General features: G+C 71.0%; 16 protein-coding genes. 7 read left to right on the top strand and 9 right to left on the bottom strand.

Annotated features, from left to right (window positions below):
• Positions 1-171 precede the first annotated feature (171 nt).
• On the bottom strand, positions 172-1,587 hold the full coding sequence (locus ACZ1DY_RS20565) for an aminopeptidase P family protein (RefSeq protein ID WP_465485402.1): 1,416 nt from the start codon (positions 1,585-1,587) through the stop codon (positions 172-174).
• Positions 1,588-1,677: 90 nt separating this feature from the next.
• Between ACZ1DY_RS20565 and ACZ1DY_RS20560 the strand changes: the two genes are divergently transcribed.
• Together ACZ1DY_RS20560 and ACZ1DY_RS20555 are read left to right on the top strand one after the other, a co-directional pair.
• On the top strand, positions 1,678-2,658 hold the full coding sequence (locus ACZ1DY_RS20560) for a LysR family transcriptional regulator (RefSeq protein WP_126732160.1): 981 nt from the start codon (positions 1,678-1,680) through the stop codon (positions 2,656-2,658).
• 53 nt (positions 2,659-2,711) lie between these two features.
• Positions 2,712-2,924, top strand: coding sequence for a hypothetical protein (locus tag ACZ1DY_RS20555; protein WP_465485401.1), 213 nt, complete (start codon positions 2,712-2,714; stop codon positions 2,922-2,924).
• Here ACZ1DY_RS20555 and ACZ1DY_RS20550 read toward each other — a convergent pair.
• Complete coding sequence (locus ACZ1DY_RS20550) at positions 2,921-3,478, bottom strand: carboxymuconolactone decarboxylase family protein (protein ID WP_465485400.1); 558 nt, start codon at positions 3,476-3,478, stop codon at positions 2,921-2,923. The two genes, ACZ1DY_RS20555 and ACZ1DY_RS20550, sit on opposite strands and share 4 nt — an antisense overlap.
• Positions 3,479-3,545: 67 nt before the next feature.
• Between ACZ1DY_RS20550 and ACZ1DY_RS20545 the strand changes: the two genes are divergently transcribed.
• Both ACZ1DY_RS20545 and ACZ1DY_RS20540 read left to right on the top strand, forming a co-directional pair.
• Positions 3,546-3,884, top strand: a complete 339-nt coding sequence (locus tag ACZ1DY_RS20545; RefSeq protein WP_126732163.1) for a winged helix-turn-helix transcriptional regulator — start codon at positions 3,546-3,548, stop codon at positions 3,882-3,884.
• A 229-nt stretch (positions 3,885-4,113) separates the two neighbouring features.
• Entirely contained in the window at positions 4,114-4,554 is a 441-nt protein-coding gene (locus ACZ1DY_RS20540) for an STAS domain-containing protein (protein WP_465485399.1), read from the top strand.
• A 12-nt stretch (positions 4,555-4,566) separates the two neighbouring features.
• On the opposite strand, the gene ACZ1DY_RS20535 is transcribed toward ACZ1DY_RS20540, so the two are convergent.
• A complete protein-coding gene (locus tag ACZ1DY_RS20535; RefSeq protein ID WP_126732165.1) occupies positions 4,567-4,917 on the bottom strand; it encodes an STAS domain-containing protein in 351 nt (116 codons plus the stop codon).
• A gap of 154 nt (positions 4,918-5,071) precedes the next feature.
• On the opposite strand from ACZ1DY_RS20535, the gene ACZ1DY_RS20530 reads away from it, so the two are divergent.
• On the top strand, positions 5,072-5,485 hold the full coding sequence (locus tag ACZ1DY_RS20530) for an ATP-binding protein (RefSeq protein WP_126732166.1): 414 nt from the start codon (positions 5,072-5,074) through the stop codon (positions 5,483-5,485).
• A 16-nt stretch (positions 5,486-5,501) separates the two neighbouring features.
• Here the strand turns inward: ACZ1DY_RS20530 and ACZ1DY_RS20525 are convergent, their stop codons facing one another.
• The 4 genes from ACZ1DY_RS20525 to ACZ1DY_RS20510 all read right to left on the bottom strand — a co-directional run bounded on the left by ACZ1DY_RS20525 (position 5,502) and on the right by ACZ1DY_RS20510 (position 8,893).
• Complete coding sequence (locus tag ACZ1DY_RS20525; RefSeq protein WP_257487158.1) at positions 5,502-6,335, bottom strand: ABC transporter ATP-binding protein; 834 nt, start codon at positions 6,333-6,335, stop codon at positions 5,502-5,504.
• A 39-nt stretch (positions 6,336-6,374) separates the two neighbouring features.
• On the bottom strand, positions 6,375-6,950 hold the full coding sequence (locus ACZ1DY_RS20520) for a dihydrofolate reductase family protein (protein WP_465485398.1): 576 nt from the start codon (positions 6,948-6,950) through the stop codon (positions 6,375-6,377).
• Between the two features lie 86 nt (positions 6,951-7,036).
• Positions 7,037-7,708 carry a response regulator gene (locus ACZ1DY_RS20515; RefSeq protein ID WP_465485397.1) on the bottom strand — a complete coding sequence of 224 codons (672 nt, stop codon included), beginning with the start codon at positions 7,706-7,708 and terminating at the stop codon, positions 7,037-7,039.
• The gene (locus ACZ1DY_RS20510) at positions 7,709-8,893 is read right to left on the bottom strand and encodes a sensor histidine kinase (protein WP_465485396.1); all 1,185 of its coding nucleotides are present in this window, start codon (positions 8,891-8,893) and stop codon (positions 7,709-7,711) included.
• A 157-nt stretch (positions 8,894-9,050) separates the two neighbouring features.
• Between ACZ1DY_RS20510 and ACZ1DY_RS20505 the strand changes: the two genes are divergently transcribed.
• Positions 9,051-9,284 (top strand): hypothetical protein, encoded by a 234-nt coding sequence (locus tag ACZ1DY_RS20505; protein ID WP_192744574.1) that lies wholly within the window; start codon positions 9,051-9,053, stop codon positions 9,282-9,284.
• Positions 9,285-9,372: 88 nt separating this feature from the next.
• Positions 9,373-11,685 (top strand): ATP-binding protein, encoded by a 2,313-nt coding sequence (locus tag ACZ1DY_RS20500; protein ID WP_465485395.1) that lies wholly within the window; start codon positions 9,373-9,375, stop codon positions 11,683-11,685.
• Between the two features lie 4 nt (positions 11,686-11,689).
• Here the strand turns inward: ACZ1DY_RS20500 and ACZ1DY_RS20495 are convergent, their stop codons facing one another.
• Both ACZ1DY_RS20495 and ilvD read right to left on the bottom strand, forming a co-directional pair.
• Entirely contained in the window at positions 11,690-12,811 is a 1,122-nt protein-coding gene (locus ACZ1DY_RS20495; protein ID WP_465485394.1) for a helix-turn-helix domain-containing protein, read from the bottom strand.
• Between the two features lie 305 nt (positions 12,812-13,116).
• The gene (gene ilvD / locus ACZ1DY_RS20490) at positions 13,117-14,796 is read right to left on the bottom strand and encodes a dihydroxy-acid dehydratase (RefSeq protein WP_465485393.1); all 1,680 of its coding nucleotides are present in this window, start codon (positions 14,794-14,796) and stop codon (positions 13,117-13,119) included.
• Positions 14,797-14,884 lie beyond the last annotated feature (88 nt).

The raw sequence follows: 14,884 nt of genomic DNA, 5'->3' as shown, positions 1-14,884 counted from the left end.
AGGTTGCGAAAGTGGCTTTCGCAACCCCCCGGCAGCACAGGTGAGCTCCGAACACACAAACCCGTGCCCGTAGTAGGTACACAAACACCCTTAACTCCCTTGTGGACGGTCAAGAGCGTGCCGGACTCCTTGGCGGCCTACGCCACCTTTGCCTTACCCCTCGCCCGCCCTTCACCCCCTGGCTGCCCGGACCCAGGCGGTGATCTCGTCGGCGGTCGAGGGGAAACCGCCGGAGAGCAGGTCGTACCCCGCTGGAGTGACCACGACGTCGTCCTCGATCCGGACACCGAGGCCGCGCAGCTCCGGCGGCACGGTGCGGTCGCCGGCGTGGAAGTACAGACCGGGTTCCACCGCGAGCGCCATCCCCTCGGCGAGCGTGCCCTCGCGATACGCCGACGGATGGGCGGCGGCGCAGTCGTGGACGTCGAGCCCGAGGAAATGGCCGGTACCGCAGACGATGTACCGGCGGTGCTGCTGCCCGTCCGGCGACAGCGCTTCGTCCACCGACACCGGGAGCAGGCCCCAATCGTGCAGACCCTCCGCGAGCACGCGCAGCGCCGTCGCCTGGAACGCGCCGTAGTCCTGGCCGGGGCGGACCTCGCCCAGCGCCGCGACGTGCGCCTTGTGCACGAGGTCGTAGACGTCGCGCTGCGCCTTCGTGAAGTCCCCGCCGACCGGGAAGGTGCGGGTGATGTCGGCCGTGTACAAGGAATCCACCTCGACGCCGGCGTCCAGCAGCAGGAGGCTGTCCTCGGTCACCCGCCCGTCGCAGCGCGTCCAGTGCAGGATCGGCGCGTGCGGTCCGGCCGCCACGATGGAGGTGTAGCCCGGTCCGGTCCCCTCGGTGCGGGCACGGCGGTCGAAGGTGCCCTGAAGCCAGCGTTCCCCGCCACCGCAGACCGCCTCCGGGAGCGCGGCCAGCACGTCGGCGAACCCGAGGGCGGTGGCGTCGACGGCGGCGCGCAACTGGCCGATCTCCCAGTCGTCCTTGATCCGGCGGAGCTCCGCGAGGACGGTACGGAGCCGTTCGCTGTGGCCGAAGCGGTACGCGTCGAGCGCGGGGTCGACCCCCGCGCCGACCAGGAAGCTCGGATTCCGTCCGCGCAAACCGTGCGGGAGGTCCTCCAGCGGACGGCATTCGATGCCGAGCGCGCTCTCGTACGCGGCCGGTCCGGCGGCGGAGCCCACCCACAGCGGGCTGGTGTCGGCGTCGCCGACGAAGTCGGGCTCGTGCGCTTCGGCGGGCCGCGGGACGTACAGCGTGGCGTGGTGGCTGTCCCCCGCCGGGGTCATCACGAGGATCGCGCCCTCACGCTGGCAGCCGGTGAGCCAGACGAAGTCGCTGTCGGCGCGGAAGCCGTGGAAGGTGTCGTTGGACCGCACCACGGCCCGGCCCGCCGCGAGCGCGATCCGCTGACCGGGCAGTTCCGCCGACAGCCTGCCGCGATGGGCGGCGGCCGCCTCCGCGGTACCCGCCGGCACGTCCACCGCGGTGTCGGCGGGCTCCCACCCGTCGCTGATCCAGTTCCGGAACCCTTTGGCGGCCAGCAGCGCGCGCAGATCCGGCCGGGTTCGGTCGCCGGTCATCGGCTCCCCTTTCAGGTAGTCACGGTTCTGGCCGCACCTTCGCACCGCGAACGGCCGGGCCGTAATGACCGGCGGCGATAGACTCCGCCTATGGCCCTGGAGATCCGGCACCTGCGGGCGATCTGCGCCATCGCCGAAGCGGGCAGCCTCTCGCAAGCGGCCGCCGCGCTGGGCATGTCCCAGCCGTCGCTGACCTCGCTGCTCCAGCGGCTCGAACGGCAGATCGGCGCGCCGCTGTTCGTCCGCAGCCATACCGGCGTGACCCCGACCCCGGTCGGCGAGCAGACGTTGCGCCGGGCGCTGACCCTGCTCGTGGAGTTCGACCGGTTCGAAAGCGATCTCCTCGGCGCGCTCGGCGACGGACCGGTCCGGCTCGGATCGTCCCAAATGGACTGTCTGCCCACCTTCGTCGAACGTCTGGACGACGCGCTGCCGGGGCTGGACGTGACCGTCCACGTGGAACCCTCCAGCACGGTCCTGGCGCAGGCGCTGGCCCGCGCGACGCTCGACATCGCCGTCATCGCCATGTCCGACGATCAGGAAGTGCCGCTGGCGAAGCATCTCGGGCACCGGGTGCTGTTCTCGTGGGTGCCCGTGTTCGTCGGCCTCCCAGCGAAGCACCCGCTCGCCGGCGGGTTCGAAGTCGACCTGGCGGACCTTGCCGACGAAGCATGGATCGGGCCGCCCGGCCCCGAGGACGGCTCGCTGACGTCGCTGCGCGCGGCGACACATCGCGCCGGGTTCACGCCGCGGATCCGGTTCGAATGCCCGAACGGCGGCGGACGGCACCTGATCGCCGCCGGGCAGGCGGTGCAGCTCGTCGAACCCACCGCACCCGAACTGCCCGGCATGGTCGTCCGGCCGTTGAAGGGCGACCCCATGCGGATGCGGCTGGTGCTGGCCTGGCGCAAGGAACGGCTGACGTGGGACCAGGCGGAGAACGTGTACCGCGCGGTGATGACGTCGTACACGCGGCACGCGATGGCGTCGACCCCGTTCCGGACGTGGTGGGAGCGGCGGCGGAGCGCACAGTCGTGGGACGGGCTGGCGGACTTCTTCCGGAGCCTGTAACCCGATCCCGCCTCGCCGCGATTGACCCCGTACCGAGCGAACGGAGACGGGGGATGATGCCGCAACGGCTGTGGCTGGGTCTGGCGGTCGTCTACGCGTGCACCGCCGTGGTCCAGCTCTACCTGCTCGCCAGCACCGGTGCCGTCTGGGCCGGGACACTCAGCGCGGTCGGCTTCGCGGCGGCGCTCCTCTGCGGTCTCGCCGCCTGGAAGTCCTCGGGCCGGGAACGGGACGACACCAGGGAAATCGACTCACACCGGTCCTAGCGGCCGGGATAAGGGGCGGCCCACGGCTCCTCTTCGAGCGCGACCGCGTTGGCGACGTTGGCGATCGTCCGGTACCAGCCGGCCAGCACGAGGAGTTCCAAGAGCAGCGGCGCCGGGAAGTGCCCGGCGAGCGCGGCCCACGTCTCGGCGGAAACCGTTGCGGTGTCGTGGAGTTCGTCGACGGCGCGGATCAACGCACGGTGTCGCTCCGACCAGACGGGATGCCCGGAGTCACCCGACACGGTCGCTTCGAGCTGCTCCGGCGTCAAACCGACCACCGGCGCGAAAACCGCGGCGTGGACACCCCATTCGTAGCGGCATCCGCACCGGGCGGTCACCCGCGCGATGACGATTTCCCGGTCCAGCGCGGGTAATCCGCCGTGCGCGAGCAGACCGGCGCCCAGGACGCGCATCCGCGACGCCAGCTCGGGATGGAGCTGCAGCAGGCGGAAGAGCGCCAGCGGCTCCCGCGCCACCCCGGGCGGCATCCACTTGCGGAGAGCTTGTTCGACGTCCGCCTCGTACGGCGGGGTGAGTGGCGCGATCCGGGCCATGACACCTCCAGTGCTTCGATTTCAGAACCACTATGCTGCTTCGAAAGTCGAAGCACAAGGGGGTGCCATGCCCGGCGAACCGATCCCGCGGCCCGGGCGGCCGGTCCGCGGCTCCGAAACCGGCCGTCCGCTCATGGCCGCGCTCGACCTGCTGGGACGCCGGTGGACCCTGCGGGTGATCTGGGAACTGCGCCAGGGCGACGTCGGCTTCCGCGAACTGCGGCGCCGCTGCGAACTCATGTCTTCGAGCGTGCTCGCCACCCGCCTCGCCGAGCTCACCGAAGCCCGCATCGTCGAGACCGGCGGCGAGGGTTACCGCCTGACACCATTGGGCGAACGACTCCTCGACGCGTTGCACCCGCTCGAAAAATGGGGCCTCGCCTGGGAAAAGGCGTTACGCGAGTGACCATGCACGAGGATGTATCCCGCCGTTCACCGCATATGGTCTTGCCAGCCGCGAGGAGCGGCGTACGGTGAGAAGTACGTGAGGTTGAGTCCACCAGCCCGCGCGAACGACCCGCATGTCCGCGGCCCAGCACCTTGTCACAGGGCGACGCGGCGGCGAGTTGACTTGCGCAGCCGTTGTGCAGGCTTTCCCGTTGTCGTTTCGTCCCGGCTATCCGGGAGCCAGCATCATGACCGAACGCATTCCCTACACGCGGAGCAGCCGCGACGGCCCCGCCGTGCGCGCCGGCCTCCACCTGACCATTCCGCGCCCGCGTCCCACGGCCGAGAACCTGTTGCGGGTTCAGCGGATCCGGTGGAACGAAGACCTGCTCATCGTCGCCGCGGCCGGGGAGATCGACCTCGCCACCGCGGGACGCCTGGAACGCGCGCTTTCGGGCCGCCTGCCCGTCGCCACGGTGCTCGACCTCAGCGAAGTCGGCTTCCTCGGTGTCGCCGGGCTACGGGTCATCGAATCCGCCGCGGCCCGCGCCCGCTCCGAAAACCGCACGACCGGGGTGGTCACGGACGCCCGGCCGGTACTGCGCCTGCTGCAGCTGTTCGGAGTCGACAGCCATATCCCCGTGTACCGGCACCTCGACCACGCGATCCTCGAAGTGCCGCACCGCTGAGCCGCCGCCCGGTCAGGATCCGGCGAGCGGCAGGAGCGTGGACAATCCCGTCTTCGAAGCCAGCCGCCGGATCGTGGGCGACGGCAGGAAACTGAGGTCGACCCCCTGCGTGCTGCACCGGTCGTTGATCCTGACCAGGGTCGCCAAACCCGTGGAATCGCAGAACTCCACGCCTTCGAGGTCGACCACGAGCTTGCCCGGCGCGGGCTCCAGCGCGTCCTCGAAGGTCTCCTTGAGATCCTCGGAGGTCGTCAGGTCGATCTCCCCCGCCACCGCGATGACGACCTCGGCGCCATCGGGCCTGGCGACGGTCACCGAGAACGGGACCTCCCGGGTTTCGCCGTCTCCGCTCGTCACCGTCATCCACCCCTCACGATCGGTACGCGACAGTCTCGAACATATCCGATGGAGCCGCCCGCTCGCGCGGCACTCGTGTCCCGATGCCCGGCGGTGCCTTAGCCTTGTCGTTGGATCCGGCGGTCGTGGACCGCGGCGGACGACGAGGAGAAGCTTCGTGATGCCGATCGACGAGCCGGTGCGCGACGGCACCGACGAGCTGGTCCTCGAGGTCGCCGCGGTCGCCGCACAGGCGGCCGCGTTACGGGACCTCCTGGCGAAATGGGCCCTCGGCCGGGGCCTTCCCCGGGAGCTGGCCGAGGATCTCAAGCTCACCGCCTACGAAGCGATGACGAACGTCGTCAAGCACGCGTATCCCGACGGCACCGAAGACAACGTCATGCGGGTGACCGCCGCCCACGACGACGGTCACGTCAGGATCAGCGTCGCCGACGAGGGCCGCTGGCGCGACGGACGCCGCCCGGACGGCGGACGCGGCCTGCCGATCATCCGCGCCTTCGCGCCGGAGGCGACGGTGACGAGCACGCCGACCGGGACCGTCGTCCGGCTCGCCTGGCCCTGCCCTTCCGCCTGACCGGGCCGGCGGGTCTTCACGAACGTCGCACCGCGTGCGCGGCCCACCGCCCGTTGATGCGATGGACCTCGACGTCCCGTTCGTAACAGGCGGAAAGCCCCTCCCCGGTGAGGACCTCATCGATCGGGCCCGCACCGGTGACCCTGCCGCGACGCACCATCAGGGCGTGCGTGGCCGTCGCCGGGATCTCCTCCAGATGATGCGTCACGGTGACGGTCGCCAGCTCCGGCTGGGCCAGCGTCAGGTTCTCCAGCGCCATCAGCAGATCCTCGCGGCCGGGCAGGTCGAGACCGGCGAACGGCTCGTCCAGCAGGAGCAGCAGCGGGTCGGCCATGAGCGCCCTGGCGAGCCGGACCCGGGCGCGCTCGCCCTGCGAGCAGACGCGCACGGGCCGGTCGCGCAGTTCGGTGCAGCCGACCAGTTCGAGCAGTTTCGCCGCCCTGTCCCGGACAGTGTCGTCGTAGCGGTCCCACAGCGGCAGCACGCTTCCGCTGAACCCGGTCATCACCACCGTGTGCGCGTCGTGGTTCTCCGCGTCCGGCAGCCGCTGGTTCGCCCCGACGAAGCCGATATGCGTCCGCACGTCACGCAGGTCGACCGCGCCCATCCGGTGGCCGAGCACGACGGCCGTCCCCGCGCTGGGGAACCGCTGGGTCGAGGCCACCGAAAGGATCGTGGACTTCCCGGCCCCGTTGCGGCCGAGGACCACCCAGCGCTGGCCGTAGTCCACCCGCCAGCCGACGTCCGACACCAGTGGCACGCGGCCGACATGGACCTCGACCCCGGACAGTTCCACCGCCGGTCCGTCGAGGTTCGGCTGCACGAAGACGGGTTTGGTCACGCGGTTCATGATCGCAGGGCGCGGGCCCGGGGCCCGGCCGGGGTCCGATCATCGGATGACGTCGTAGACCAGCTTCTGGATCCCGTTGCCGTAGGCCTCGCTCTCGACGAGCTTGAGGTTCTGCTTGTCCTTGTCGGTGTCGCTGAACAGCTTCTTGCCCGCACCGAGCAGGACCGGGAACAGCAGCAGGTGGTAGCGGTCGATCAGCCCGGCGTCGGCGAGGTTCCGGTTCAGTTCCGCGCTGCCGTGGATGATGATCGGCCCGCCCTCGGTCTCCTTCAGCTTCGCGACGTCGTCGAGCGAACGCAGGATCGTGGTCTCGCCCCAGTTGCCGACGAGGTCCTCCTCCCGCAGCGTGGTCGAGACGACGTACTTCGGCATCGCGTTGTACTCGGCGAACTCCTCGGTCATACCGGGCCACACCGGCGAGAACGCCTGGTAGCTGACCCGGCCCATCATCATCGCGGTGGCCTCGCCCTGCTCACGCCCCTTGAGCTCGTAGGCCGCTTCGTCGAACTCGATACCGTCGAAGGTCCAGCCGGAGTTGCGGTAGCCCGGCTCCCCGCCGGGGCCTTCGACGACGCCGTCGAGCGAGACGAACGCGGTGGCGATCAGGGTGCGCATCTGGTTTCTCCTTGGTCTTTTCGAACTGCTTTCGACACTGCGTCGTCCGGGGAACGACGGATTCGACACCGCGCCGGAAAAAAGTTTCAGCCTTCGGCGTCGCGGACGAGCAGGGCGATCTGTACCCGGTTCTCGACGCCGAGTTTCGCGAGCATGCTGCTGGTGTGCGCCTTCACCGTCGCGACGGTGATGTCCAGCCTCCGCGCGACGTCGGTGTTGGACAAGCCCTCCGCGATGGCGTTCGCGGTCTCGCGTTCACGGTCGGTCAGGGTGGCCAGCAGGTCGCGGGCGGTCTCCCGGGACGCCCGGCGCGCGTCGGACGAGTGCGGCCCGGTGGCCGCGGCGATCAGCCGGGACGTCGCGGCGGGCGAAAGCGCGGGTTCGCCGGTCGCGACCGTCCGGATCGCCGCGAGGATGCGGGGCGGCGGCGTGTCCTTCAGGAGGAATCCGAGCGCCCCGACACGCAGCGCGCCCAGCACCATCTCGTCCGAGTCGAACGTCGTGAGCACCAGGATCCGGGGCGGTTCCCGCAGCCGGAGGATCTCCTCGGTCGCGCTCAGCCCGTCGCGCCCGGGCATCCGTACGTCCATCAGGACGACGTCGGGCCGCTGCTCCCCCACCACGGTCACCGCCGCGTCGCCGTCGGCGGCCTCGCCGACCACGACGAGGTCGGGCTCGCCGTCGACGATGAGCCGCAGCGCCATCCGCACCAGGTGCTCGTCGTCGACGAGGACGACCCGCACCCGCTCGTTGTCCATTCACTCGCTCCCTTCGCGGACCGGCCACGGCAACCGCGCGATGAGGACGAATCCGCCACCTGGTTCCGCGTGGTGGTCCAGTTCGCCGCCTGCCAGCCCGACCCGCTCGGAGAGGCCCAGCAGTCCGAAACCCGAGGTGGGCGGCCCCGCGACCGCCCGCGCCGCACCGGAATCCCGGATCGTCGCCCGCACGCCGTCCCCGGCTTCGCCCTCGACGGTGACGGCCACTCTCGCCCCCGGCGCGTGTTTGCCCGCGTTCGTCAGGCCTTCCTGAACGACCCGGTAGACGGTTCTCGCGATCGCGTCGGGTGGCTCACCCGGGATCGAGGCCGTCAAAGTGACGTCCAGCCCCAGTGCACGCGCGTCCGCGACCAGTGCCGGCAGGTCCGCGAGCGAAGGCTGCGGTGGCTCCAGCTCTTCGGGGCTCGCTCTCAGCACGCCGAGGACGTCCCGCAGCTCCTCCAGCGCCTGATGGGAGCCGTCGGCGATCCCGCGGGCCAGCTCCGCGACCTGGTCGGCGGGCAGATCCGGACGGTGCCCCAGCACTCCCGCCTGCATCGCGACCAGCGAGACCCGGTGCGCGAGGACGTCGTGCATCTCGCGGGCGATCCGGTGCCGCTCCATGATCCGTGCCTCGGCCGCCCGCGCGGCCTGCTCCCGTTCCGCGCTTTCGACCTGTTGCCGCAGGGAACGCACCTCTTCCCGGCGCGCCCCGATCGCGGCGCCGACCGCCACCACGATGCCCACCAGCAAGGTGGGAAGGCTGATCACCAGCCACAACGGCCCCGGCGCCTCGCGCTGCGGGTAGAGGCCGGCGGTCAGCACCGCCGTGACCACCGACAACACCGCGACGAACGCCGTTTCGGCGGGCCGCCGACGGGTGGCGAGCGAACAGAGCGACAGCAACGCCGCGCCGGCCGCCAGCACCGAAGCCATCGAGGCGAGGGCGACCGCGGTCGTGACCACGACCGGGAAGCGACGGCGCCACAGCAGCGCGACCAGGCAGGCGAGGGCGATCAGCGGATCGCCGGTGATCAGCCAGTCGACCCTCGGTCCCGACGCGCCCACCGGCAGCTGCGACGCCGTGACGAGCCAGAGCAGCACGCCGAGGCCGGCCGCGGCGAGCAGGCGCCAGGCCTCTCCCCACAGCCGGAGGGGCGGCCGCGCGACGGCGTCGGTGATCACCGGCCCATCATGGTCGACCCGCTCGCGGCGGCGCAGCCGGACACAGGACGATCCGGGGCTCGACTTTGGTCGGAGGCCACGCGCGACGCGCTGCCGATGTGCTCCCCGATCGCGCGGGCGAAGCTGGGAGCCGACCGAGGACCAGGAGGTAGGAAGCATGACCAAGGGCGGCTATCTGGGGCTGCAGATCGTCGGGATGGTGGCCATCGCCGTCTTCGCGCAGGCCGCCATCCGCAGCCTTTTCGATCATTCCGCGACCCAGTTGTGGGGCGCGTTCGACTGGGTACCCGGTGACTGGGGCGGCAGGTTGCTCGTGTTCCTGCTGCTCGTGGCCGCGGGAACGGTACTGGCGGGCTGGGCGCATGATCGCGGCAAGCAAGCACCCCGCTAGGAGGACGCCGGTCCGCTAGTATCCGCAGCCGGGCGCTTTCCGTCTACATCGGACGGAACGCGGGGTGTGGTCGACGGCGGGAGAACGCATGGCGGACGGAGTTGGCTCGCTTGCGGGGTGGTCCGCCGATCCCACCGAAGTGACCAGCTACGTGGGCCGCGACGCCGAGACCGGTGAAGCGCGGCGCCTGCTGAACGCGTCGTCGCTGGTCACCCTGACCGGGCCGGGTGGCGTGGGCAAGACGCGGCTGGCGTGGCGCGTCGCCGCGGCCCACCACGAGGCGACCGGCGACGAGGTCGCGTTCGTGTCGCTGGCCGAGCTGCGGGAACCGGCGTTGCTCGTGCCGACCGTGGCGAACGTCCTCGGCTTCGGTGACCGCTCGGCGAAACCGGCCATCGAGGTGGTCGTCGAGGTGCTACAGGCGAGCCGGTTGCTGCTGGTGCTGGACAACTGTGAGCATCTGGTCGACAGCTGCGCCTGGTTCGCCGACACCGTCGTCAGGGCCTGCCCTCAGGTGACCGTGCTGGCCACGAGCAGGCAGTCGCTCGGGGTGGCGGGTGAACGCGTCCTGCCGGTGCCGCCGCTGGCGATCCCGGATCAGGGCGACTCGTTCGAACGCGTGACGAACGACGAGTCCGTGCGGCTGTTCGTGGACCGCGCGACCGCGGTCGCGCCGTCGTTCCGGCTCACCGAGTCCGACACCGAACCGCTGATCCGGCTGTGCCGCAGGCTGGACGGCCTGCCGCTGGCCATCGAGCTGGCGGCCGTCCGAGCGCGGGCGTTGTCCCTGCGCCAGCTGGCCGACCGCCTCGACCGGCAGTTCTCCGTGCTCACGAAGGACCGGCGGGGACGGCCGGAGCGGCACGAGACCATGCGGGCCCTCATCGACTGGAGCCACGACCTGTGCACGGGGCCCGAACGGCTGCTGTGGGCACGCGCGTCCGTGTTCTCCGGCAGCTTCGACCTCGACGCCGCCGAACAGGTCTGTTCCGGCGGCGAACTGCCGCGCGAACGGGTACTCGAAGTCGTCGACGGGCTGCTCGACAAGTCCATCCTGCTGCGCGAGGAATACCCCGGCGGCGTGCGGTACCGCATGCTGGAATCGGTGCGCGAGTACGGCGTCGACCGGCTCAGCGAGACGGGCGGGACGGCGGAGTTCCGGAAACGGCACCGGGACTGGTTCGCCGAACTCGCCTGCCGGTACGCCACCGAATGGCTGGAGACCGATCAGCTCGGCTGGATCGGACGGCTGCGCCGCGAACACGCGAACCTCCGGGTCGCCCTCGACTACTGCACCGGCGATCCCGAGGACGCGATCATCGGGCTGCGGATGCTGCGCGACGTCAAGGAGTTCTGGATCTTCCGCGGGCTGAACACCGAGGGCCGGATGTGGGTCCGCCGTCTCGACGAGGCCGCGCCGCCGGGTGTTCCCGAGCGGGCACACGTGCTGTGGCTCTCCGGTTTCCTGGCCCTGGTGCAAGGAGACCTGCCCGCCCACCGGTGCATGCTGGAGAAGGCGACAGCCGAAGCCGAGACCAGCGGCGACGAACTCGCCGCCGCCTACGTGCTCCACGTCCGCGCCTACGCCGCGCTGATCGGCAACGACATGGCCGAGGCGTCGCGCCTGTTCGGCACGGCCATCGACCTGTTCCGCACCCACGGCGACGAAGGCGCGGACCTCTGGGCGAGCTACAACCACGGGCTGGCCATCTGGCTGAACGGCGACATCGACCGCGGCCGGGCGGTACTGGCGGAAGCCGTCGAGCGCTGTGAGCGGCGGGGTGAGGTCTTCTGGCGGGGCTGGGCACTGTGGTCGCGCGCGGCCGCCGAGTACCTCCAAGGTGATCTCGCGGTGGCGAGCCGCTGTTGTGAGCAGGTCCTCCGCCTGCACGCCCGGGTGGACGACCGGGTCGTCGTCGGGTTCACGCTCACTGTGCTGGCAGGCTGCGCCGCCCGCACCGGACGGCCCAACCGGGCCGCGATCCTGCAGGGCGCCTCGATGAACGTCTGGCGCACGGTGGGCGCCTGGCCGACGCGTTACGAGGCGTTCACCGAACCGCTGCTCGCCGACACCGAGACCGTGACCGCCGCGCTGGGCTGGGAGGTCGCGGTCAAGGAGTTCACCGACGGCGCCGCGATGCCCACCCGGGACGCCATCGCGTACGCCCTCGAAGAACGGTCGCCCGAACCGCGGAACCCGGCCGCGCAGGTGCTCACCAAACGCGAGACCGAGATCGCGCACGTGGTCGCCGAGGGGCTGACGAACCAGGAGATCGCCGACCGGCTCGGCATCGCCCGGCGGACGGTGGACACCCATATCGACCACATCCTCACCAAACTCGGCTACTCCAACCGCGTCCAGGTCGCCACGTGGGTGACCCGGGCCGCGGAATCCGCCTGACGCCTCACGCCACCTTCATCGGGGTCGCCTGCCGTCCCGGTTCGGGCGCGAGCAGCTCCGCGCGCAAGGCGATCCTCAGGTCCAGCCGCGCCTGCGGGTCGTCGAGCCGGGAACCGAACAGGACCCGGAGACGGCGCAGGCGGTTGCGCACCGTCTGCGGGTGGACGCCGAGGTTGTCCGCGATCTCGGGTGCCCCGCCGCGGGCGGAGAGCATGGCGTCGAGGGTTTCGGCGAGTTTGGCGCGCTCGTTCGCGGGCAGGCCGTCGATCGGGGCGAGGCTGCGCTCGACGAGCGCGGTCGTCAGCACCTCGTCGGCGAAGAGCCAGTGCGTGGTCAGGTGGTCCGACCAGCGCACGAGCGGGCCGTCCTCGATCACCTCACGCCGGACCAGCTCCAGGGTCCGGCGTGCCCACCGCAGCGACACGGCGGCCTCGGCGGGCGCCACCGCCGGCCCGACCGCCGCCCGCGCCCCCGCCAGCACACCGCCGATCTCGATGTCGTCCGGCACGAGCAGATGCGGGTACTCGCCGGTCAGGTCGGCCAGCACCTCCGGGCCGAACGAGGCGCGGACCGCACCGGGCTCCGCGGCGACGGCCACCACCCGGGCGGGCGGCACCCAGCCCGCCTCCGCCGCGAGCCCCGCCCACTTCGACGGCGGGCGGCCGCTCAAGATCTCCCTCAGCAGGTCTTGCCGCACTTCGGCGACCGACGGCGTGTGCGCCGCGCGGTAGGCGGCGGTGGACAGCCGGATGAGGACGTCCGCGCAGCGGAGCAGGGCCTCCACCCCGGTGTCCATCAGCGCCGACCCGGCCCCTGGCTGCCGGGACAGCGAGGCCAGCGCGGGCAGGGCGGCCCGGCCCGCCGAGTGGTAGGCGCGAGTGAGCCGTTCCAGTTCCTTGCCCGCCGCGTATTCGGCGACGCCGACCCGGCGGAAGGCGTCCGCACCCGCGGCGATGCCCAGGTTCGTCCCGTCGTGCTCCAGTACCGAGGCGACGAACTCCGTGGCCCGCGCGTCGAACAGTGGCGCGTGCTCCGGCAGCGAGTGCCGGATCCCGTCGACGACCACGCGGGCGATCACGAGGGCGGCGGTACGGGCTGGGGCGTGGGACGCGGTCAGGGTCATCATCGACCTCCGGAGCAGCGGGAATCGTCGGGCCGCCGAGTCTGCTACTCCGGAGTAGCGGGGCACATCGGGTGAATTACGTACTCGCGTCTCTCCGCCGTACGCATCACCCGTTCGTGGTGACTCGCGAGACCGTGTCGCATCACGTCCGTCCCAGAACGTCGGCTGTGTGGATTTCGGGGCGCGACTGGTCCGGTCACGACGGGGTGTGTGGGAATAGGGACGTTCAACGTCCCTATTCCCACACACCCCTCACCCGCAGTAATCCTCATGAGCCCATCGAACAAGCCGAGTGGCACACGGCCGCTCTACTCACAAACGGCTCCGTGCGCGGCGCTGCGGACGACCTTGGCGTACTTGCCGAGCACTCCGCGCGTGTACGCCGGGGGCTTGGGGGTCCAGCCCTCCTTGCGTGCCTCGATGTCGTCGATCTCGACCTCCAGTGTCCGGTTCGCGACGTCGAGGGTGATCGGGTCGCCGTCCCGCACGAACGCGATCGGCCCGGCGTCGACGGCCTCCGGGGCGATGTGGCCGACGCAGAGCCCGGTCGTGCCGCCGCTGAACCGGCCGTCGGTGATGAGCAGGACGTCCTTCCCGAGTCCCGCGCCCTTGATCGCGCCGGTGATGGCGAGCATCTCCCGCATCCCTGGCCCGCCCTTGGGGCCTTCGTAGCGGATGACCACGACGTCCCCGGCGACGATCCGGCCCTCGGCGAGCGCGTCGAGAGCGGCCCTCTCGCCGTCGAACACCCGCGCGGTGCCGGTGAACGTCGATTCGTCGAAGCCCGCCGACTTCACCACCGCGCCTTCGGGCGCCAGCGATCCCTTGAGGATGGTCAGCCCGCCGGTCCTGTGGATCGGGCGGTCGAGCGGGCGGATGATCTCGCCGTCGACCCCGGCCGGGGCGATGCCTTCGAGGTTCTCCGCCATGGTCTTGCCGGTCACGGTGAGCACGTCGCCGTGCATGAGCCCCGCGTCGAGCAGCGCCTTCATCACCACGGGGATGCCGCCGACCTTGTCGACGTCGTTCATCACGTACTTCCCGAACGGCTTGAGGTCGCCGAGGTGCGGGACCTTGTCCCCGATCCGGTTGAAGTCGTCGATGCGCAGATCGACCTCCGCCTCGCGCGCGATCGCGAGCAGGTGGAGGACGGCGTTGGTCGAGCCGCCCAGCGCCATCACGACTGCGATGGCGTTCTCGAATGCCTCCATGGTCATGATCTGCCGCGCGGTGATGCCCTGGCGGAGCATCCCGACGACGGCCTCCCCCGACCGGTGGGCGAACCCGTCACGGCGCCTGTCGACGGCGGGCGGAGCGGCCGACCCGGGCAGCGACATACCGAGCGCCTCGGCGACCGACGCCATCGTGTTGGCGGTGTACATCCCGCCGCAGGCGCCTTCGCCGGGACAGATCGCGCGCTCGATCTTGTCCACCTCGGCGCGGGTGATCTTGCCGGCCAGGCAGGCGCCGACAGCCTCGAACGCGTCGATGATCGTGACGTCCTGGCCGTCCACCTGACCGGGCATGATCGAGCCCGCGTAAAGGAAGACCGACGCGAGATCGAGCCGCGCCGCCGCCATCAGCATGCCCGGCAGGGATTTGTCGCAGCCCGCCAGCAGCACGGAGCCGTCCAGCCGCTCGGCCATCATCACCGTCTCGACCGAATCGGCGATCACCTCGCGGGACACCAGCGAGAAGTGCATTCCCTCGTGGCCCATGGAAATGCCGTCGGACACCGAGATCGTGCCGAACTCCAGCGGGTAGCCGCCGCCGGCGTGCACGCCGTTCTTGACCGCCTTGGCCAGCCGGTCGAGCGACAGGTTGCACGGCGTGATCTCGTTCCACGAGGACGCCACCCCGATCTGCGGTTTGGCGAAGTCGTCGTCGCCCATCCCGACCGCGCGGAGCATGCCGCGGGCCGCCGCACGCTCCAGGCCGTCGGTCACGTCGCGCGAACGAGGTTTCAAATCCGGCTGGTCTTGCGGCATCGGAACACCTTTCTTCGTGGCGGGACACCGCGCACGCTGCCAACCCGGCGCGCCCTGCGCAACTCACCGCTCCGCGGAGCTCGGAGCC

This window comes from Amycolatopsis sp. PSD-21, assembly GCF_055561455.1.
Note: the sequence above shows the minus strand (reverse complement) of the source record. Positions and strands in the feature narration are given on the sequence as shown.

Excerpts from the sequence above, each read along its gene's own strand:
- ACZ1DY_RS20495 (WP_465485394.1), bottom strand. The coding sequence starts at position 12,811 with ATGATGACCCTGACCGCGTCCCACGCCCCAGCCCGTACCGCCGCCCTC.
- ACZ1DY_RS20525 (WP_257487158.1), bottom strand. The coding sequence starts at position 6,335 with ATGAACCGCGTGACCAAACCCGTCTTCGTGCAGCCGAACCTCGACGGA.
- ACZ1DY_RS20505 (WP_192744574.1), top strand. The coding sequence starts at position 9,051 with ATGACCAAGGGCGGCTATCTGGGGCTGCAGATCGTCGGGATGGTGGCC.
- ACZ1DY_RS20555 (WP_465485401.1), top strand. The coding sequence starts at position 2,712 with ATGATGCCGCAACGGCTGTGGCTGGGTCTGGCGGTCGTCTACGCGTGC.
- ACZ1DY_RS20550 (WP_465485400.1), bottom strand. The coding sequence starts at position 3,478 with ATGGCCCGGATCGCGCCACTCACCCCGCCGTACGAGGCGGACGTCGAA.
- ACZ1DY_RS20535 (WP_126732165.1), bottom strand. The coding sequence starts at position 4,917 with ATGACGGTGACGAGCGGAGACGGCGAAACCCGGGAGGTCCCGTTCTCG.
- ACZ1DY_RS20560 (WP_126732160.1), top strand. The coding sequence starts at position 1,678 with ATGGCCCTGGAGATCCGGCACCTGCGGGCGATCTGCGCCATCGCCGAA.
- ACZ1DY_RS20530 (WP_126732166.1), top strand. The coding sequence starts at position 5,072 with ATGCCGATCGACGAGCCGGTGCGCGACGGCACCGACGAGCTGGTCCTC.
- ACZ1DY_RS20515 (WP_465485397.1), bottom strand. The coding sequence starts at position 7,708 with ATGGACAACGAGCGGGTGCGGGTCGTCCTCGTCGACGACGAGCACCTG.
- ACZ1DY_RS20500 (WP_465485395.1), top strand. The coding sequence starts at position 9,373 with ATGGCGGACGGAGTTGGCTCGCTTGCGGGGTGGTCCGCCGATCCCACC.
- ACZ1DY_RS20540 (WP_465485399.1), top strand. The coding sequence starts at position 4,114 with ATGACCGAACGCATTCCCTACACGCGGAGCAGCCGCGACGGCCCCGCC.
- ACZ1DY_RS20545 (WP_126732163.1), top strand. The coding sequence starts at position 3,546 with ATGCCCGGCGAACCGATCCCGCGGCCCGGGCGGCCGGTCCGCGGCTCC.
- ACZ1DY_RS20520 (WP_465485398.1), bottom strand. The coding sequence starts at position 6,950 with ATGCGCACCCTGATCGCCACCGCGTTCGTCTCGCTCGACGGCGTCGTC.
- ACZ1DY_RS20565 (WP_465485402.1), bottom strand. The coding sequence starts at position 1,587 with ATGACCGGCGACCGAACCCGGCCGGATCTGCGCGCGCTGCTGGCCGCC.
- ilvD (WP_465485393.1), bottom strand. The coding sequence starts at position 14,796 with ATGCCGCAAGACCAGCCGGATTTGAAACCTCGTTCGCGCGACGTGACC.